Genomic DNA, 21,843 nt, shown 5'->3' on the forward strand with positions numbered 1-21,843 from the left:
GCCGAAGTTACTGCAGTGTATTTTAAGAGGGTTTGCAATGAATTTTTTCAATAGCGTTATCGCGTTCTTCCAGACTGGCGGTGCCTTCATGTACCCCATTCTCGTGGTGCTCGCGCTTGGCGGAGCGGTGGCCATAGAACGCTATATTCGCCTGCTTTATGAACGCCACACCAATCGCGCCATGTGGGACAAATTGCAGCCGATTCTCACTTCCGGGGATTTTGATCGCGCGCGCAACCTGGTCAAACAGGACAATTCCGGTGTGAGCAAGCTGCTGAGCATGGGGCTGGCCCGCCAGGGCGCCGTTCGCCGCCGCGAGGATATAGAAATCGCGATGGAAGAGAGCATGATGGAAATCATTCCGCAGCTGGAGAAGCGCACCCCCTACGTTGCACTCTTTTCCAACATCGCCACGCTGCTGGGCCTGCTGGGTACCATTATGGGTCTGATCGAAGCCTTTACCGCGGTGGCCAATGCCAACCCGGCGGAAAAGGCGGACCTGCTTTCCGCCAGTATCTCGGTGGCGATGAACACCACTGCGTTTGGTCTGATGGTGGGTATTACGCTGCTGATCCTACATGCCCTGCTCAACTCCCTAACCGGTGAAATCATCGACAGCCTGGAAATGGTGTCCGTCAAGGCGCTGAATATCATCAGTGTCTCCTCACGCCGCCGCGGCGACGTACAGGCGGGTGGCGGTGAGACCGCTGCCCCGCGGCCTGTGCAGAAGCACCAGGCCGCGAAGCCGGACAGCGCGGTCAAAGATCAAGCGACGGAAAAAGTGTGATGAGAAGGCGGCGCCACGGGAGAAGCAAAGAGGCTCCCGAGCTGGATATCACTGCCTTCCTCAACCTGATGGTGGTACTGGTGCCCTTTCTGCTGGTATCGGCGGTATTTTCCCGGGTCACAATTCTGGAGCTGAATATGCCCAGCGGCGCCGGCGGCGGCGCCCCGGACGATCCCACCGTGACGGTGGAAGTGGTGGTGCGCAAGTCGGCGCTGGAAATCAGCGATGGCGAAAAGGTGATCGCGCGGTTTCCCAACCTGATAGACCTGTCGGCAGAAGCGGAGGCTGGAGAGGATACGGCTTTGGCCGGCACTGGCGGTGACCAGCCGCAGGCATTGCCCTTCACCGACGAGGTTTACGACCTGCGTCGGCTGCGGGAATTCCTGCTGGAGGTAAAAGCCAGTTATCCGGACAAGACCGACAGCATTCTGTTGATGGAAGAGGACATCGCCTACGAATACCTGGTGGGCATCATGGATACCGTGCGCAGCGCCGACGTTCGCGCGGAAGGCAGTGATCCGGATGACCCGGATGCGGTGGAGCGAGTGGCGCTCTTCCCGGATATTTCCATAGGAGATGCGCCGTGAGACGTGAAAGCCGACGCATGAAGCGCATGGCGCGCAGCCACAAGCGCAAGAAAACCGCCGCTATGAACCTGACATCCCTGATGGACGTGTTCACCATCCTGGTGTTTTTCCTCTTGACCAACACCTCCAGCAACGAGGCGCTGGAGCCCCCTAAGGTGATCACCCTGCCGGATTCGGTGGTGGAATCCAAGCCGCGGGAAACGGTAACCCTGATGGTGACCGATGAGGAAATCCTGATTGAAGCCAAGCCGGTGATTGCCACTGCGGAGGTGATCGACAGCGAGGGCATCATTATAGAGGCGATCAAGGAAGCCATGATTGCGGAGATGGACAAGGCGATTCTGGTGGCGACATCCAGTGCCGGCGATGCACAGGCGGGGGAGGGCGACGGTGCGACACCGGACGCCGGGCTGGAAGTGCCGCCGCCGGAGGTGAATATTCTCGCGGATCGCGGCATACCCTTCAGCTTACTCAAGAAAGTCATGTCCAGCTGTACCGAGGCCGGTTATACCAAGGTCTCATTGGCGGTTATCCAGAAAGCGGCACAAGGTTAACGGAAGTCTGTGAGTAATTTTTTGCAACAGAGGCGGGTGCTCAGCGATGAGCAGGAAGAGGTTCGCCGCCGCGTTGATAAATTTGCGCAAGAGCAACGGCAGCTCGATGCCAGGCTGGCGGAACTGGAACAGGACGGGGAGAAGCAGCAGCTGCTGGGTGAAATCTCCGCGCGGCTTTCCAGGCTTGAGGATATCGGTGCCGGTGAACTCTTCTGGGGCCCGGATTACCGCGACGGTGCTTCGCGACAACTGCTGCAGCGCTTGCAGCACACAGTAGAGGGCTACCAGGACAGTATCGGGGCTCTGCGGGAGCGGCGCCAGTGGCTGCGGGACGCGATCGCCGCGGGCGAGGAAGACCTTTTCGACCTGGATGAGCAGGCGCAAAAGCTCCAGCAGGAAGAGCAGGAGGCGCAGTTCGAGTTCGAGGTCACCCGCGAGCTGAAACTCTCCGACGGCCGCATCTCGGTACTGCCCTGGCACACCCAGGGCGACGATGAGCGCCGATTCCGCCGCTGTCTGCTGGCCTCGCTGCTGGTGGCCTTGCTGCTGGGCTGGACTGTGCCCATGTGGACCCTGCCGGAACCTGAGGATCAGGTGATAGAGATTCCCGAGCGTTTGGCAAAGCTGGTGATCGAAAAGAAAACCAAGCCGAAGCCACCCCCAAAACCTGAGCAGGCCAAGCCCAAGCAGGAGGAGAAAAAGCCCCAGCCCGAGCCGGAGCAGAAAGTGGCCAAGCAGGATCCGAAGCCCGCCCAGGAGGAAAAGAAGCAGGCGCGGAAGAAAGCGGAGCGCGCCGGAGTCCTGGCGTTCAAGGACAATTTCCAGGACCTGATCGAGGACGATCTCGACTACCGCCTCGGCCAGCAAACCCAGCTGAGCACCGCCGGCAAGCGGGAAAACCGCAGTCAGCGCTCACTGATCACCGCCGCCGCCACCGCTGGCAGCGGTGGTATCAACACCGCCAAGCTGAGCCGCAATGTGGGCGGCAGCGGCACCGCGCTGGAGGGGGTTGCGTTTGCGCGGGTGGAAAGCGCCATCGGCAGCGAGGGGGATTTTGCCGGCGAGGACCGGCCGCTCAGCGACGGCGTCGGCCCATCCCGCACCGACGAGGAAATCCAGATTGTTTTCGACCGCTACAAGGCTGCGCTGTATCGCATCTACAACCGCGAGCTGCGCAACAATCCCGCCCTGCAGGGTAAGATGGTGCTGAAGATCACCATCGAACCGGACGGCTCCGTATCCCTGGCGCAAGTGGACTCCAGCGATATGGACTCGCCGGCGCTCAACGCCAAAATTGTGGCGCGGGTGAAGCGGTTTAATTTCGGCGAAAAGGCCGGTGTGCCCACTATCACCATTCTTTTCCCGATCGATTTTCTGCCCAACAGCTGACCATCGGGCAGCCTTTTCCCGCGTGGAAAAAGGCTGCCGGCCGACGGCGCTGCTGTCTTTCCTTTGCCGGGGCCCGGGGTGAACAGCCCCGGCAAAGCCCTCCCGGAACCACTTGGCAATCCCGCAAAATTGTGCCCGCCGACCAGTTATTTATGACCTGCTTCACGGCCATTTTTTTCATTTGTAATTAAAGTTGCCGCACCGGGCAGTGTCTGCCCGGTGGCATGGTGCGGACACTTTGCCAATGGGATTTTAATCGAGAGCGACGGCTAATCAGTGATCATGATGTTGGATGCAACTGGGCACAAATCCTGGAAACAAGCGCTGCTGGGGCTGCTTCTGGCCGGCTGCTGGGCACTGTTGTCCGCACCCTATGCCCGGGCCGATCACAACTGCCCCACTTTTTCCGATAACCCGGCAGGCTTCAATATTCTGGATCACCGCATAAGTGAAAGCTGGTGTGTGCTGTGTGGCGATGGTCAGGTGACCCTTGAAATCCGCGTGCCCGGTATTCGCAGTGGCGGTCAGGGAATCCAGCATATCGAAAACATCGTGGTCAGCGAAAACCTGGGTACTTCGGAGCTGGAATATATTCCCGGTTCCACTTCCGTGAGCGCCGGGGTAGTGCTGGGCGAACCCACCATCAGCGGCACTACCATTCGCTGGGATCGCACGGACCTGTCCGCGCTGGCCGCGCGCAACGAAAACACCACCATGACCATCACCTTCGGTGTGCGCAGCCGGGTCAACCGGGAGGAGGAGCTGGTGGTCAACAACCGCACCCTGAACGCCAGTGCATCCTTCGACTACTGCAGCTATCCCACCACCACGGATACGGACAGTATGGAGCTGGCTATCCGCGAGCCGCTGCCGTCCATGGACAAGCGCGGGCGGAATGTGGATGCGGCCCAGAGCAACTACACCAATAACGTCTACGGCAATATCAATGATGATGTTATCTGGCGTATCCGCATCTCCAACAGTGGCCTCGCGGATATGCAGGATGCGCGCTTCGATGATTTGATGACCAACCCGAATATGGACATCAACTATGCCTGCCCCAGTAACGCCGCCGCGCTCGCAGTTGCCAATAACAATGGTAACAATCCCGGCGGTACCGGCTGTGTGGCGGCGGGCAATAACATCAATGATTTCGAATTGCGCGGCAACTTTGCCAGTGGGCCCGGACGTACCGATGTGCCGGCGGGAGGCAGTCGCGACATCTACCTGGTGGGCAAGGTGAACAGTTCCTGCAGCGACGGCACCAATCGGGTTTCGGATCTGCAGTGGGGCTGTGAAATTGATGCGGATACCGGCGTTGGTGGTATCTCCTCTCCAGCCACCGGAAGTGCGCCGGGCGCCGATACGGAGACACTGTTTGCCCGGGTGGCAACGGATCTCACTGTTACCCAGGCGATAACCGGTACCAACCTCAATCAACCACTGGGCGCCGCCGGGTTTGTGACCATTACCCTCAACAACCGGACGCGGGGATCGGTCAGGGATATCCAGTTTGTCAGCGACCTGCCCGATGAGTATGTGGTGGACACCACCTATACGCCGCGGATCACCCGCCAGCGGCGGGGTATTGACGGCCACGGGGCCAACTACGGCGCAAACTACCCGGGCATGGCGGACACACTGCAGTGGCGTGTGGGGAGTAACTGGAATCAGTGGGACCCCAACCCGCTCAACAACAACCGCCCGGAGTTTCGTCTGCTGAGCAGCGGTGCGCATCCGGACTATGCCGACCAGCGCAATATGATGCGCTTTGGTGATGAAATCCAGATCCGTTTTCGCATCGTCACCACCGAGCCGGACTTTTACGACAAGACCGCCGACCTGGATGTCGAGGAGGAGACGGCGGCCAATGGCCTGGACCCCGACAGCAATCTGCGCCTGGCCGACAATGTGCTCAGCATCGATTACGAGGATTTTTGTCCCGGCACCAATCCGCCCACGCAGATCGAGCAGCAGCCGGTCACACCGGACCCGGAAGATCTGGATATCAGCACCGTCTACCCCCTGTATATCGTGCGCGACAGCGGCACTTCGGAACTGACCGTGGACGTCACCAACAACGGCGGCCACGACGCGGACAATTACGCGGTGTATGTCACCTTCGGCGAGGCCATGCGGGTGCTGTCCAATAACCGCGCCTGTACCGCTGTGGGAAATCCAAACCCCGGCACAGTGCCCGCACACCCGCTGTGGAACCAGCCGGATTACCTGCCCGCCTCCGCAACCGTGTATCGCTGTAACAACCTGGGTGGTGTGATCGAACCGGGCACCACCGAGCGCATTTTATTCCAGGTGGAAAAAAATCACTCCGCCACCGATGACGATCTCACCTTTCGCGCGGATGTGGTGGGGGAAATTGCGCTGTCTGATGGCACTCCGCTGACCTTTCCCGAGCCGGCCACCCTGGCGCAGACAACCCCCAGCAAGCAGCTGGCCAACAACTATACCCTCGACGGTATGCGCGCGCGGGTGATGGGCTTCAATCTGCGCAAAGACCGCGCCGACGCCTGCAACGAACTGACCGGCGAGGCCGCTTTCCCCAACAGCAGTGTCCTGATCGGCGAGGAGTGTCGCTTCGAAATCCAGGCCGGTGGCTGGTTTGGTTTTGACACGCCGGGATTTACCCTGATCGAAGTGCGCGATATCGATGTGCGCGACGACCTGCCGGACGGCCAGGGCTATATTGCCGATACACTGCTCAACTGTGCCGACGTCACTCTGCCGCACCCGGTCTCCCAGGCCAACTGTGTGGTGATTCCCGGCAGCGATATCGTCGAGAGCGGCGGCCTGAATATTCCCCTCAGCGAAACGGACCTGCTCTGGGATATCAGTGCCAGCATCAGCGCGCGGGACCGCTGGTTTCTCTCGGACATGACCACCCGCTTGCTCAATGATCCCGTGGACACGGAAAACGTCGACCCCAACCAGCACGCCAACCCCAGCACCGACTATGGGCGGGCCCGGTTCACCGCGGTGTTCGATAGCGAAACCCTGGTAGTGGACAATTACAACACCAGCGGCATCCTGACCAATATCGACGGCGTGCCCACCACAGTGCCGGGCTTTCCGGATATCAGCGAGTGGTCGGAGTCCGTGACCGTTACCGAGCCCCGCATCGAGGTGGATAAAAAAGTCTGTAACGAAAACCTCTACGGTGCAGGGGTCAGCTGTAGCAATTTTGTCGACTTCACCAACGAGGGCCACCGGGACCAGACCTATATCTTCCGCCTGACCCTGACCAACCGCGCCGCCGACAGTGGCGTCAACCGCGCACCGGCCTACGACCTGGTGGTGACCGACACCCTGGATGCCAGTGGGCAGATGTGTGTGCAGCCGCTGGATAGCGACGGCCTGGACAACGACGGCGACGGTGCTGCGGAAACTGCCCCTGGCGATGACGGCCTGGTGGGCATCACCGCCGGCGCGAATGATTATGCCATCGCCAGCCACTGCAGCGATGGCGGCACCCCGGCCATTGTCACCTTTACCTATGAGCACTCCTCCGCCCTGGAGCGCATCAATCCCGGCGACTCGGTGACCCTCTACTACCGGGTGAAACCCCATCCTTCCGTAGCGCCACTGCAGACCTTTAACAACAGCTTCTTCGCCCGCTACGACAGCCTGCAGGGGGATTTCGGCAACCAGAGTGCGCCGCAGATCGACAGTGACGGGGATAACGATGGAGTCGGTGACGGCACCCCCGCCGCCGGGCGCGCGCGCCACTACCGGTCCGCGGATGCGAATGCGCAGATGCAGATTATCCCCGTGCAGGCGGAGCCGAAACAGGCTGTGGCATTGTCCAATGGCACTGCCAGTGGCAGCGGCAGTGATACCGCCGTGGTGGGTGAGGAAGTCCGCTACCGGCTCACCGCAAAAATACCCGCGGCCAAATTGCGCAATTTCGTTATCCGCGATGAGCTGCCGGCGGGCATGCGCTGTATCGAGGGGCAGACGGTCAATCTCGATGCGCCCCCCTATGATGTGGCGGGATTCGTACCCGGTGGCACTGTGAGCGCGACCTGTACCAATACCGGTAGCGCCGACTATGTGGCGTGGGACTTTGGCGATCAGGAAGTCACCATGGTGACTGGCAGCCTGTTTGATTTCCCGGTGGAATTTATCGCCCGCATCGACAACAGCAGCAATACCAATGACGGCGACCTGCTGCGCAACGGCGGCAGCTATACCACTGCCCAGTTGCGTTACGTGGACGAGGCGGGGTCAACCGTGGTGGTGCCTTTCGATGCCCACGAGATCAGGGTGCAGGAGCCGCAGATCCGCTTGAGCAAGGCATTTGCAGTCGCCAACAGCGATGCGGACGATATCCTGACCGTCACCGTAACAGCGGAAAATACCGGCACCGCGGCCGCCTATAACCTGCAAGTGCTGGACGATCTCACCGGTTCCAAGCTGATTTATGCGGGTAATATCGGCGGCGCCGACCCGCCCCAGAATGTGGATGTCACGACCCTCGGGGCCAATGCCCCGATTTTCAGCTGGAACCGCGGCCATGGGGATTACACCATCGCCACCGGCGAGAGTAGATCCTTTACCTTCGATGTCCGCGTCGGGCAGGGCGTAGAGCCCCACGAGATTCTGGACAACACCCTCCAGGCCCGCTGGCAGTCCCTGCCGGGCACGGACGTGGCTTTGAACAGCACCAACCGCATTGGCCCCGATGGGGCGGCCGACGGTATGCGCATCGGTGTATTGCCCAACGCCGGCGACGCCATCAACGATTATGAAACCGCCGCCGGGGCCCAGACCCAAGTGCCGCCCCTGCAACTGGTCAAATCCGATCTCGAACCCACTGTCATTCCCACCATCGGTGCGCACAAACAGTTCCAGCTGGAAATCCGTCTGCCGGAGGGCGTCAGCCGGGACCTGGTCATCGCCGACCAGCTGGGCAGCCCGGAAGGCTATGTGCTCAGTCACAATGCCGACTACGACATCACCTATGCGTTTGTGGGTATCGAGAGCATCAATGGCAGCGCGCCCGCCGAGGCGGCATTCAACAGCTTCCCCGCAGATAACACCGCCGGCAATGCCACCTGGAACATTGGCACTGTCGACACCGCCAGTGAAAATGATACCGCCGGCAACGCACTGCAGCCGCTGATCCGCATCACCTATTTTGCCCGCGTCGACAATGACCTGGCCACCAATAGCGGCGACAGCCGCCAGAACGGTGCCGCGCTGAGTTACCGCAACGGCGAATCCGGGGCGACGGAAAGCCGCAATGACGATACGCCCCCAGTTACGGTGGTGGAGCCGCAGCTCGCGGTGAGTAAAACAGTGCGCAACGCCACCAACCCGGGCAATCTGCCGGTGGGCGGCGATGTGCTGGAATATGTGATTACCGTCACCCACGACGCCGGCTCCAGCGCCGCCGCATTCGATCTCAACCTGGTGGACACGCTGCCCCCAGAGCTGCGTTATGACAGCGGCTTTACCCCCACGGCAAGCATTGACGGCACCGCCGTTGCCGGCTTTGTGGCGACGCCGGCGGGGGCCCCCAGCGGGCCCCTGGTTTGGGGCCGGGGCAATGGCGACAACAGCCTGGACCTGCCCCTGGGCCAGACGCTGGTGGTCACCTACCGCACCCAGGTGGCCGGGGTATTCGGCTCCCCCATCAGCAACAGTGTACTGCTGGACTGGACCTCCCTGGACAACAGCCACATCAACGATCTGGCCTACGAGCGCGACGGCGCCGGCTGCCCGGCCATTGCCGCACCGGATGATTACTGTGTGGGTCCGGCGGAGGCCAGTATCGATACGGTGGACAACACCAGTATTGCCAAAACCGTTATCGCGGACACGGATACCGCTTCCCCGGTGGGGACCCTGCGGATCGGCGACAGGGTCACCTATCGACTGACCCTCAACCTGCAGCCGGGCACCACGCCGGCGGTTACCGTGAGCGATGCGCTGCCGGCGGGGCTGGCGTTCGATGCCATTGTCAGTGTCAATGGCGATACCAGCGCCCCCTTTGATGCCAACCTGAATGGCTTTACCTATTCCGCCATCGCGCTTCCCACCGCGGGAGCCACCGGTACCGTTAGTTGGAACCTGGGGGATATCCGCAGCGATTTTGGCAACAGCAATCCCTTTGTGATCGAGTACACCGCCGAAGTGGTGGCGGGTGCCGGTATCGCCGCGCCCAGCGCGACTTTGACCAATACCGCCGTACTCAATTACACCGGCGCCGCCGCCAGTCTGCAGGACAGCGCCACTATCACGGTATTACAGCCGCTGATCGACGGCCTGACCAAAACCGATGCCACCTGGCCCAACTCCCACCTGAATGTGGATCCGGCCAACGACCTGATGCGGTTTACCCTGCACGCCTGCAACTCCGGGTTGGCGCCGGCCTACAACCTGTCCCTCACCGATGACCTGGCCACCCAGATGGACGAAGGTTCCATCGCCAATCTGCAGGTCACTGCCGGCGGCACATTGCTGACCCAGGGCAGCGACTACACCTATATCCCGCCGGCCAGTCGCGGCGACGCTATGGGGTTCAGCTTCCAGGCACCCATCGCGCCGGGAAGCTGCCTGGATATTGATTACGAGATCGGTTTTTACACCGATATCGGCGGCGGCGAAAACTGGATAAACACCTTTGCCGTCGACGAATTCTGGTCACTGCCGGCTAACACTGGCGAGCGGTATGCACCGGTTCCCCTCGGTACGCCTTACCCCATGGGCACTGTGGCCACTGCGGTTACCGCGCCGCAGAAAACCTTGCAGACTGCCGCTACCGCCGCAGTGGGGGAGGAGGTGGTGTACCGCATCCAGGTGCCCGGCAGTGCCACCACGGCGGCCATTTACGATGTGGACATAACCGATGTCCTCGACCCCGCCCTGGAACTGGTGCAGCTGCGGGAGATCAACGGCCTGGCCTTTACGGATAACAGCAGCGGCAACAATATCGCCCTGGGCCTGGAACTGATTCCCGCCGGCACAGTGGCTGTGTTCGAACTGCGCGCCCGGGTCGCCAACAACGCCACCGCCCAGGCGGGCTACAGTGTCGACAACCGGGTCGCCTATACCTATGCCGTCAGCAGAGGGGGAGCGCCACAGGCCGGCGGCAGTGGCACTGCGCCCACTCTCACCATTGTGGAACCGGAGTTGTCCGTAACGGCAACTGTTGCCAACCAGACCAGTCCCGGCAGCGACCCGGATGCGGGCGATATTCTGCGCTTTACCCTCGATATCGCCGCCGCCGGCGATCCACAGAATGCCGATGCCTACGACCTTTCCATCCGCCAACAGCTGGCCCTGAGCCTCGCCTTTGTGCCGGGCAGTGCCGCCTTTGGCGGTGCCCCCCAGGCCGATCCCATCCTCAGCGGGGATGGTGTCGCCGCGGCACAGTCACTGGCGTGGGACCGCAGCAACAGCGATCTGGATATCGCCGCCGGCGGCAGCAGCCAGCTGGTGTTCGACGTGGTGGTACTGGACAGCGTACTGGCCTCAGCTTCCCTGTCCGCTGCAAGCCGTATCGAGTGGACCAGCCTGAATGAAGACAACAGCAGCCCCTATGAGCGCGACGGCGCCGACGGTGCCGGCGGCCTGAACGACTATGTGCTGGAAAATATTGCCGCACAGCTCACCGCCGCCAATAACAGCGCATTGAGCAAAACCCGTATCGATGACAGCTACGGCAGCGGCGATGCCCAGTTGCGTGTAGGCGACCTGGTGGACTATGAGTTGCGCCTGTCGCTGCCGGAAGGCAGCGCCCCCGGGGCGGCCATTGTAGATACTCTGCCCCGGGGCATGGTGTTCGAGGGCACACTCGCCGTCAACGGCGTGACCACAGCACCCTTCGCCGCCACAGCGCCCTTTGTGCACGGCGATATCGCCGAGCCCGTCCAGAGCGGCGACCCCGCCACCGGGCCCACGACCCTGCGCTGGTCCATCCCGGACCTGCGCAACAGCGGTGACAACAATGCCGCCAACGATGTGTTTGTACTGCGCTACCGGGCGCGGGTGCTGAACCGGGATGTGCATCCCTGGCCCGCCGACAGTACCCCCCTGACCAATCAGGTGCAGTTCAGCTTCGACACCGCGACTGGCACCGAGACCCGCGCCGACAGTGACAGCCTGGATCTGCGCCAGCCGGAACTGGTGGTGGGCATCAGCTCCAGCCCCGCGGACGGCAGTACCCTCGCCGTGGGGGACAGCATCGATTACACCGTTACCCTGACCAACAGCGGCTCGGCGCCGGCTTATGATCCGGTGTTCCGGGATAGCATCCCTGCCGGACTGCGCCAGGGCGGTATTAATGTGCAGTCCATTCTGGTCAATGGCGCCGCGGCCCCGCTGCTCGCCCCCGGTTTCGACAGCGCCACCGGTGCGGCGGTGTGGGATTTCTCCGCCGGCACCGGCTACGCCATTCAACCGGGCCAGGTACTGCAGATGGTGTATCGGGTGCAGGCGGATGCCAATCTGGGGGCGGGCCTCAATCTGCAAAACGCCGCTTTCGTGGAGGTCTATTACTCCCTGGACGACGACAACCTGCCGTCTTTGGGCGCCACTGCGGTGAGCCAGGCCATGCGCGAGGACTATGGCCCCACCGCGCCGGTCAGTGTGCAGTTCAATACCCCCAATGCGGCGCCGCTGTCGATTGCCAACACCCAGTCCAGCGCGGCTATCGGCGAACCGTTCAATTACCGCATCACCATTCCGGAAACTCCGCAGCCCACCGCCCTGCACGATGTCAGCGTACTGATGGACCTGGGCGCCTCTGCCGGGGAACTGGAATTTGTCGGCGCCGCAAGGGTGTCCGGCGGCAACCCGTTTACGCCGCAAAACACCGGATCGGCCACAGCACTGGTAATTGCCGATACCGGCGACGGTATCGATGTGCCGGCGGGGCAGCAGGTGGTGATGGATGTGACCCTGCGCCTGCGGGACAGCAATCCGCCCAACCTGGACGGCCTCACCTTCACCAACAGTGCCAGTTACCGCTACAACTATGACAATGACAACCCGGCCGCGGGGCAGGGCACCGGTGCCGGAAACACCACCCCGGCCATGAGGGTGGTGGAGCCCACCGCGATTACCCTCACCAAAAGCGGGCCCGCCAGCGTGCAGTCGGGCCTGTCGGGCCGCTTTACCCTGGACCTGCACAATATCGGCACAGGTCCCGCCTGGGATATGCACGTGTCCGACAGGCTGCCGGACAACAGTCCCGGCGGCATGTGCGCGACCCCGCCGGATAACTTTGCCGCGCAGATTACCGACGGCGCGGGCAATGGGATTGCCACACTGGCCGAGGGCACCGATTTTGATGTCGCCTTCGACCCGGCCAGCTGCACCCTCAGCCTGACCACCCGGGGGGCAGCGGCGATGCTGGCCGCGGATCACCACCTGCTGCTGAGCTACGACGCCTATCTGGATGCGGATACCCGCGACGGCGATACCCTGACCAACATAGCCGGTGTGACACTCTGGCACAGCTGGGACAGCACCATGCCGGAAGTGCGCCAGTACACGCGCCCGGCACCCACCGATGGCACCCCCGGTGTCCTCGACCATGAGGATGCCTTTACGGTCAGCGCCTCGGTGCCCAGGGTGACCTTCTATAAAACGGTGGAAAATATTACCCGCGGGGACAATCCGGCCAACCTGGCCAGCCCCGCGGAGGTTTTGCGCTATACCCTCACCCTCGCCAACCTCAGCGGGGTCGCGGTCAGCGGTATTGCAATCACCGACGACCTCGGCCGCCTCAACAGCCTGCCCCTGTTCCGCTCGGGTTCACTGCAACTGATCTCGGTGCCGGCGGGCGCTGACAGCAGCGGCACCAGTGCCACCGGTGGTACCCATGGCAGCGGCCTGCTGCAGGTGAACAGCCTGGACCTGGCGGCGGCGGGCAGCGCCGGTGACAGCCTCCAACTGGTCTACGAGGTAACCCTGGCAGATGTGATCGACAGTGGCACCCAGGTGCTCAACCAGGCCCAGGCGCAGCTGCCCGGCCAGTTGCTGCGGGACAGTGACGACCCCAATATCAACGGCGTCGACGACCCCGACCTGGCCGGGGATGAAGACCCCACCCGAGTGGTGATCGAGTCGGGACCGCTGCTGCTGGTGCACAAAACCTCGGCGGACTTAACCGGCGACCCGGACCTGCTGATGGTGGGGGATACCCTGCGCTACACCCTGCGGGTGGAAAATACCGGCAACGAAAACAGTGTCGATGCGCTGCTGCGTGACCAGGTACCCGCCAACACTACCTATGTCGCCGGCTCCACCACCATGAACGGCACAGCGCTTGCGGATGTTGGGGGCACTTCGCCCCTCGTCGCCGGCCTGCAGATCAACACCGCCGGCGAGGCAGCCGGCGTTGTCCTCGCCGCGGCCAGTGGCGCGACGGCGGCGGTGATTACCTTTGATGTCACCATCAACGACGTCAGCGATGGCACCATTATCTCCAACCAGGGTTTTTTGAATGGCGAAGGCGCGGGCAGCGGTCCCTTCGCGGAAGTGCCCTCCGACGACCCCGACACCAGTGTGCCCAATGACCCCACCATCGATATTGTGGGCGATGTGCCATTGCTGGTCGCCCACAAGACCGTGGCCATTGCCGTGGACAACCTGTCCCCCGGGATAGTGGACCCCGGCGACGTGCTCCGCTACACCATTGCCATTCGCAATACCGGCGGCGTCGATGCCACCCGGGTGACACTCAGGGACCAGGTGCCCGCCAATACCACATATGTGGCCGGCAGTACCCGCCTCAACGGTATCGCCGTGGCCGACAGCGGCGGCGCACCGCTGGAATCCGGGCTGCCGGTTTCCTCCGCCGACCTGACGCCGCCACTGCCAGCGGCGGACGGCGGCGTGATCACTGCCGCCCGCAGCGCCACAGTGACCTTCGAGGTGACGGTCGATAGCGGCACCGCCACCGGTACCGTGATCAGCAACCAGGGCAGCGTCACTGCAGCGGAACCGCCTTTGACCCTCACCGATGCGGACGGCAACCCTGCCAATGGCGCCCAGCCCACCCAGGTGGTGGTGGGCGATGCGCAGCTGCTGTCCATCGTCAAGGAAGTGACGGTGGTGGGCGGCGGTGCCGCCGAGGCCGGCGCGGACCTGGAATACCTGGTGACCATTGCCAATATCGGTGCCGTGCCGGCGACCCGGGTGCGCATCAGCGACGACCTGGCCACTGCCGGCGACGGCGTTCTCAGCTACGTTGTAAATTCCGCCACGCTCAACGGCCGGGTTGACGGCATCAGTGTGAGTGGCACGGTGATCAGTGCGGATTACGCTGCGGTTTACGGCGACCTTCCCCCGGGCCAAAGTGCCAGCCTGCGCTTTCAGGCCAGGCTCTCGGACAGCCTGCCCATCGGCTACCGGGTGCTCAACACCGCCGAGGTGCAGTGGAACAATCCCGCCTCCAGCAACCGGGCCAGTGTCGCCATCGATGTGGGCGGCACCCCGGGTATCGCCAATCTGGCCGGCTACCTGTGGCACGACGTGAATTTCAATAGTCGAGCGGATGCGGACGAGCGCCTGCTGTTGAACTGGAGTGTGGATCTCTATTTCAATGACGCCCTGCTGGAGACGGTGCAGAGCGATGACAGCGGTTATTTCCAGTTTCGCGGGCTGGCGCCCAACGGCGCCGCCGGTCCCGGCTATGAGATACGCTACCGGGCCCCGGATGCCGGGGAGAACACCGCCTCCCTGGGCAATGCCAGTTCCAACTTCACCAATGGCCCGCAGCGCATTGGCGATATAGTGGCCGGGTCCGGCGCCAATCCGCAAAACCTCAACCTGCCCATCACCCCCAATGGTGTGATCTACAACTCGGTGCTGCGCCAGCCTATCGCCGGCGCCACCCTGACCCTGCTGCGCGCCAGTTCCGGTCAGGCGCTGCCGGATCGCTGTTTCGACGACGACAGGCAGCAGGGCCAGGTGACCCGCGCGGGCGGCTACTACAAATTCGACATCAACTTCAGCGATGCCGCCTGTCCGGCGCGGACGGATTACCTGATTCGGGTGAACATTGCCGATGACAACTATGTAGGTGGCGAATCCCTGATCATCCCCGCGCAGACCCATGGCGAAACGGCCGGTTTCGACGTGGGTGCCTGTCTCGGCAGCAGCGCCGACCGGATACCGGGCACCACGGATCACTGCGAGGTGCAGCTGTCCGCCCAGCTTCCGCCGCTGGATGTGGCGGCCCGCGATGCGGCCACCGATTACTACCTGCGCCTGACCCTGGACGACGACCGGATTCCGGGGGAGAGCCAGTTGTTCAACAACCATATTCCCATGGACCCCCAACTGGAGGGCGCGCTCTCCATTACCAAAACCGCCGCACTGTTGAACGTGACCCGCAGCCAGCTGGTGCCCTATACCATTACCTTCGGCAACACCCTGTCGATACCGCTCACCGACCTGCAGCTGGTGGATTTCTTCCCCGCCGGCTTCAAGTATGTGGCCGGCTCGGCGCGCCTGGACGGCGAGCCGGTGGAGCCGGTGATGAACGGCCTGCAGCTGATCTGGCCGGACCTGCGTGTGGAGGCCGAGCAGACCCGCGAACTGAAACTGCTGCTGGTGGTGGGCTCCGGTGTGGGGGAAGGCAAATATATCAACCGCGCGCGCCTGTTCAACCAGCTCTCCGGGCAGCTTGCCTCCGGCGAGGCCTCCGCCACGGTGCGCGTGGTGCCGGACCCCACCTTCGACTGCACCGACGTGATCGGCAAGGTATTCGACGATAAAAACAGGAACGGCTACCAGGATGCCGGCGAGGGTGGCCTGGCCGGCGCGCGGGTGGTGAGCGTCACCGGCCTCAATGCCACCGCGGATGCCCACGGGCGCTTTCATATCACCTGCGCGGTGGTGCCCAATGCCGACCGCGGTTCCAATTTTGTGCTCAAGCTCGACGACCGCAGCCTACCCAGCGGCTATCGACTCACCACGGAAAATCCGCGGGTGATGCGGGCCACCCGGGGCAAGATGGTGAAGTTTAACTTCGGTGCCAGCCTGCACCGGGTGGTGCGCCTGGATATGGCCGAGGCGGTGTTCGAGCCGGACAGCACCGGCTTGCGCCCCCAGTGGCGGTCTCGCATCGACCTGCTGCTGGAAAAGCTCGGTGAGGCGCCCTCCGTATTGCGCCTGTCCTACCTGGCGGAAAATGAGGACCCGGACCTGGTGGAAGCGCGTTTGCAGGCCATCAAGGCGGAGATTGCCGCTGACTGGGCGCGCGCGCATGGGGACTACGAACTGACGATTGAAACTGAAGTCTTCTGGCGGCGCGGCGCGCCGCCCGGTAAGGGGGGGTTGCAGTGATGTCCTCTGCAATAGGCAATAAAACCGCCAGGTCCGGGGTGTTCAGTGGCCTCAAAGCCTGCGTCCGCAGGGGTCCACACCACTGTCTCGCCAGTGCTGTCGCCCTCGCCCTGGCCCTGTCCCTGCCGGCTCAGGGCCGCGCCGCGGACGCGCAACCCCAGCCGGAGGAGTCCAGCTGGTGGCAGTTGTGGCAGAAAATTCCCGGCCTGGCGCCGGAGGTGGAGGAGCCAGAGGCCGCATTCGAGGAAAAACCCATCGGCAGCAACACCGAAGGCATGTTGCTGCGCGCCCCCGAGCACCAGTGGCTGCAGGATGCCACCAGCTTTATTGCCGCCGCCGATCCCGTCGTGGTGGAGGACTTTATCCAGCCGCTGACCTTTACCGGGGTTGAGGACAGGCTTGCCGACGGTGCCGTGGCATCACTGCGGGAAAAACTGCGCGAGCTGGGTCCACAGCCCAACTTCAAGCTGCACTTTATCGGCCACACGGACGCCGACCCCCTGGATCCGGCACTGGTGGCGGAATACCGGAGCAAGGAGGCATTGACCCTGGCCCGCGCCCGCTTTGTGGCGGACTTTTTCCAGCGCGCCCTGGCACTGCCCGGGCAGATGATTGCGGTTGAGGGCCGCGGTGATAAGGAGCCGGTCGCCGACAACATCACCACCGCGGGGCGGCAACTGAACCGCCGCGTCCAGGTGCTGGCCACCTATGACGCCCTGGACGAGGAAGCCATGGCCGAACGCGCCCGCGCCCAGGCGCTGGCATTGAACCGCGTCCAGGTGTGCCGCCAGGAAACCGTGTGCAGGCTCAGTTACACCGCTGGCAGCGAGCAGCGCGCGCGCTTGAAAAACCTGCTGACCCCCCTGCGCCTGGCGCCGGGGCAGGTGGACCTGCCCGACGGCTTTGTGCGCCGCCTGCGCGAGGTGCGCGCCAACCTGGCGGACAAGCACAACCTGGTGATGCACTTTGTCGGCCATACGGACGGGGCTCCCCTGCCGGAGGGTCCTGCGCAGCTCTACCGGGACGCCGCGGCGCTGTCGCTGGCGGAGGCCCGCCGGGTGGCCCTGGCGGTGCGCGACAGCCTGGGATTGCCCGATAGTGCCGTCACCTACAGCGGCAAGGGCGCCAGCCAGCCCATCGCCGCCAACGACACCCCCAAGGGGCGCGCCCTCAATCGCCGTGTGGCAGTGGAATTCTGGTACGACGACCCCCTGGAGATTCAGACCGACGGCGTGCAGGCCTGCCCCGAAGCGGCGGCCGCGGAAACCATCACCATCGCCCACGAATCCCCCTCCGGGCCACTGCCGCCTATCCGCTTTCGCGATGGCGACCCGGAGATTACCGCAACCCAGTTGCAGCGGATGCGCAGTGTCATGGCCGAAGTGGCCGGCAAAGCCAATGTGCGCCTGAGCTTTATCGGTTACAGCGACAACCAGCGCATGGAGCGTCGCGAGGCCATGGTGTATGGCGATGATGTCGGCCTGTCCCGCGCCCGCGCCCGCCGCGCCATGGCCCGGGTACAGCAACAGCTGGGGCTGGACGACACCCAGGTGACCTTCGACGGGCGCGGCTATGTGCAGTCCGACGATGTGGTGCGCGACGGTTTTGTGCAACTGGACGACGCGCGGGTGGAAGTACAGGTGCTCTACGATGAGCTGGCTGTGCTGGCCGACAGCGACCGCCTGGCAATAGAGCGCATCAACCGCGAGGCCCTGGCCAACAATCCCTATGCCCTCAACCTGATGCGCATCACCGTGGATGGCAGCCCGGAATATGACCCCTACAAAAACTCCGCCGACCTGCAGCGCTGTACCGACGTGGCCCTGGACCATGCCAATATCCAGTTCCGTTTCGACAACAAGACCATGCAGCCGCGCCTCAATGTCACCGCCTGGCCCAACAGCATCCGCTACGCGGACAATCCGGATACCGAAATGGCGGATAACCGGGTCCAGTTCCGCAGCTATACCAACTACCCGTCCTTTATCGAGCGGGCCGAAGTGCGCCTGTTCGAGGCCGCTCAGTCCCCCCGCGATACCCCTGTCGCCGTGGTGCCCCTGGACAGCAATGGACGCGGGGCCTGGCAGGCGGAGTTCAGCGCTTTTCAGGCGCCGCTGAAAAAACTGCACTACCTGCTGCGGGTGTACGACCAACAGGGCCGCTACGACGAAACCGACGCACAGACACTGTGGCTGGTGGACACCATCGAAGCCCCCGCAGAGGCGGTGGATGTGGGCCGGGAACTGCTGGTGGGCTACGGCGAAAACCGCCTCGCCCGGCGCAATATCCCCCTGGACGGCAACAGCGTGCTGGTCAACGGCGCCCAGGTGCCACCGGGCCACAGTGTCTGGCTGGCGGGCAACCCGGTGCCGGTCAATCCGCGGGGGGAGTTTGTTGCCGAACAGATATTCGCGCCGGGTACCCACACGGTGGAAGTGGCGGTTCTGGATGGGGGCGGCAATGGCGAACTGTTCTTGCGCGATCTGGAATTTGCCCGCAGCGACTGGTTTACCGTGGGGATTGCCGACCTCACCATCGGCTATGACAAAACCAATGGCCCGGCGGCACTGGTCACCGGCGATGAAACCCACTATGACAATGCCGTCAGCTATGACGGGCGCCTGGCGTTTTACACCAGCGGCGGTTTCGGCGAAGGCTGGCGTCTCGCCGCCAGTGCCGATACCGAAGAGGGGCCGGTGGACGACCTGTTTTCCAACTTTATGGAAAAATCCCCCGATGCGCTGTTTCGCCGCCTGGACAGCGACCTCTACTACCCCACTTTCGGCGACGATGCCACCGTGGTGGAGGACGCGCCCACCTCCGGCAAATTTTATCTGAAACTGTCCAAGTACGATGACTATGGCCTCTGGGGCAATTTCAAGGCCACCTATGCCGACAACGAACTGGCACAGATCGACCGCGCCCTCTACGGTGCCAACGGCCATTTTGAAAGCGACGGTGTGACCAGTTTTGGGGAAAAACGCTTGCAGGTGGATGCCTTTGGCGCCGAGCCCGGTACCGTCGCCGGCCGCGACGAATATCGCGGCACCGGCGGTTCCCTATATTTTCTCCGCCACCAGGATATTCTGAGCGGCTCCGAGCGGCTGCGTATCGAAGTGCGGGACAAGGATTCCGACCTGGTGCTGGGGGTGAAAAACCTCTCCCCGGTGATCGATTACGATATCGACTACCTCCAGGGGCGGGTGCTGCTGAACAAGCCCCTGTCCGCCCTCGCCAACGACAACCTGCTGATCCAGGACGGCTCCTACAACGGCAACCCCCAGTACCTGGTGGCCCGCTACGAATACACCCCCGGTTTCGAGGAAATCGATACCCTGGCCTTTGGTGGCCGCGCCCATTACTGGTTGGGGGACAGCGTCAAGCTGGGTATCAGTGGCACCCGGCAGGACGAAGAGGGCAACGAGAGTGCCCTGCAGGGATTCGATCTCACCCTGCGCAAAAGCGCCGGCAGTTGGCTGAAAGTCGAAGTGGCGGACAGCACAGGGGGCAACCTGGACAGTACCAGTTCCCTGGACGGTGGTTTCAGCTTTGACAATGGACAGAGCTTCGATCCCGAAGCCAGTGCGGGCGCGACTAAACTGGAGGGTAGCCTGCAACTGGGCGACCTGTTCGAAAACCTGCCCGGTTCCGCCAACTTCTATCACCAGGAGCGCCAAGCCGGCTTCTCCGGCCCGGGCCAGTTTGTACAGGGCGACACACTGCAGTACGGGGCCGGTGTCAATCTGCCCTTGGGCGAGCGCTTTGATATGGGCCTCAAGGCCGACAGTAGGGAAGAGGAGTTCGGGTTGCAAACCCGAGCCCTGGACCTGGCCCTGGGCTACCGCCTCAACGACCGCTGGCGCCTCAGCTCCGGGGTGCGCAGGGACCGCCGCGAGGACTTCTCCACCGCGGTTCCCGCCACCCAGACCCAGGGGGAGCGCACCGATATGGCGGTGGAGGCGCGCTACGATTCCGGAGAAGACTGGAGCGCTTTCGGCTTTGTGCAAAACACCCTGGAAGTGACCGGTAGCCGCGAGGACAACAATCGCATCGGCGTCGGCGGTGCCTACCGGGTCAGCGAGCGCCTGGCCCTGGACAGCGAGATTTCCGGCGGCGATACCGGTATGGCGGCGCGCCTGGGGTCCGATTTTCTGGTCAGTGACAGGACCAGCCTCTACCTGAATTACACCCTGGATAACGAGCGCAGTGATACCGGCGTGAGGGCGCGCAAGGGCAATATGAGCACCGGCTTCCGCAGCCGCTACTCCGACAGCCTCAGCATTTACGGCGAGGAGCGCTACAGCCACGGCGATGTATCCACCGGCCTGACCCACGCCCTGGGGGTGGACCTGGCCCCCAGCGACCGCTGGACCTACGGCACCACCCTGGAGGCGGGTACCCTGGAAGATCCGCGCACCGGTGCCAAAACCGAGCGCAACGCACTGGGCTTCAACATGGGCTACAGCCTGGAGACAGTTCGCCTCGCCGCCGCAGTCGAGTACCGCACCGACACCATGGAAACCGCACTGGATGAAGCTACCGTGACGGAATCCCAGCGGGACACCTGGCTGCTGAAAAACACCCTCAGCTACCAACTCAATCCCGACTGGCGCCTAGTGGGTAAACTCAATTATTCCGACAGCCGCAGTTCCCAGGGGGAGTTCTACGATGGCAGGTTTACCGAAGCGGTGATGGGCTACGCCTACCGCCCGGTGCATCACGACCGCCTCAACACCCTGATGAAGTACACCTACTTCTACAATGTGCCGACCCGGGACCAGGTCACGGTGCAGAACACCTCCGCGGAGTTTATCCAGAAAAGCCATATTTTCTCCGTGGACGCCAGCTACGACCTCACCCGCCGCTGGACCCTGGGGGGCAAGTACGCCTACCGCCTCGGCCAGCTCAGTCTTGACAGGCAGGACCCGGAGTTCTTCGACAGCCGCGCCAGCCTGTATGTGCTGCGCGCCGACTGGCACTTCGTGAACCGCTGGGATCTCCTGATCGAAGCCCGCCTGCTGGACCTGCCCGATGCCCAGGACAGCCGAAGCGGTGCCCTCGTCGGTTTGTACCGGCACCTGGGGGAGCAATTGAAACTGGGGGTTGGCTATAACTTTACCGACTTCTCCGATGACCTTACCCAGCTGGATTACGACAGCCAGGGGGTGTTTGTGAATATGATCGGGAAGTGGTGATTACAGACAGG

Annotated in this window: 6 protein-coding genes; all 6 read left to right on the top strand. The window is 63.0% G+C overall.

The features are described 5' to 3' along the window. The first annotated feature begins 37 nt into the window (after nt 1–37). The 6 genes from ABVT36_RS13215 to ABVT36_RS13240 all read left to right on the top strand — a co-directional run bounded on the left by ABVT36_RS13215 (nt 38) and on the right by ABVT36_RS13240 (nt 21,832). Nucleotides 38–787 carry a MotA/TolQ/ExbB proton channel family protein gene (locus ABVT36_RS13215; protein WP_368456988.1) on the top strand — a complete coding sequence of 250 codons (750 nt, stop codon included), beginning with the start codon at nt 38–40 and terminating at the stop codon, nt 785–787. Continuing rightward, entirely contained in the window at nt 787–1,374 is a 588-nt protein-coding gene (locus ABVT36_RS13220) for an ExbD/TolR family protein (RefSeq protein ID WP_368456989.1), read from the top strand. Before ABVT36_RS13215 ends, ABVT36_RS13220 begins: the two co-directional genes overlap by 1 nt. Beyond that, a complete protein-coding gene (locus tag ABVT36_RS13225) occupies nt 1,371–1,928 on the top strand; it encodes an ExbD/TolR family protein (protein WP_368456990.1) in 558 nt (185 codons plus the stop codon). Before ABVT36_RS13220 ends, ABVT36_RS13225 begins: the two co-directional genes overlap by 4 nt. A gap of 9 nt (nt 1,929–1,937) precedes the next feature. Then, nucleotides 1,938–3,317 carry an AgmX/PglI C-terminal domain-containing protein gene (locus tag ABVT36_RS13230; RefSeq protein ID WP_368456991.1) on the top strand — a complete coding sequence of 460 codons (1,380 nt, stop codon included), beginning with the start codon at nt 1,938–1,940 and terminating at the stop codon, nt 3,315–3,317. A gap of 285 nt (nt 3,318–3,602) precedes the next feature. Beyond that, entirely contained in the window at nt 3,603–16,637 is a 13,035-nt protein-coding gene (locus ABVT36_RS13235; protein ID WP_368456992.1) for an isopeptide-forming domain-containing fimbrial protein, read from the top strand. Continuing rightward, nucleotides 16,637–21,832, top strand: coding sequence for a flagellar motor protein MotB (locus tag ABVT36_RS13240; RefSeq protein ID WP_368456993.1), 5,196 nt, complete (start codon nt 16,637–16,639; stop codon nt 21,830–21,832). The genes ABVT36_RS13235 and ABVT36_RS13240 overlap by 1 nt, the downstream gene beginning before the upstream one ends. Nucleotides 21,833–21,843: the final 11 nt, after the last annotated feature.

Origin of the sequence: Microbulbifer sp. TYP-18 (genome assembly GCF_040932045.1) — a bacterium.
Taxonomy (GTDB): domain Bacteria; phylum Pseudomonadota; class Gammaproteobacteria; order Pseudomonadales; family Cellvibrionaceae; genus Microbulbifer.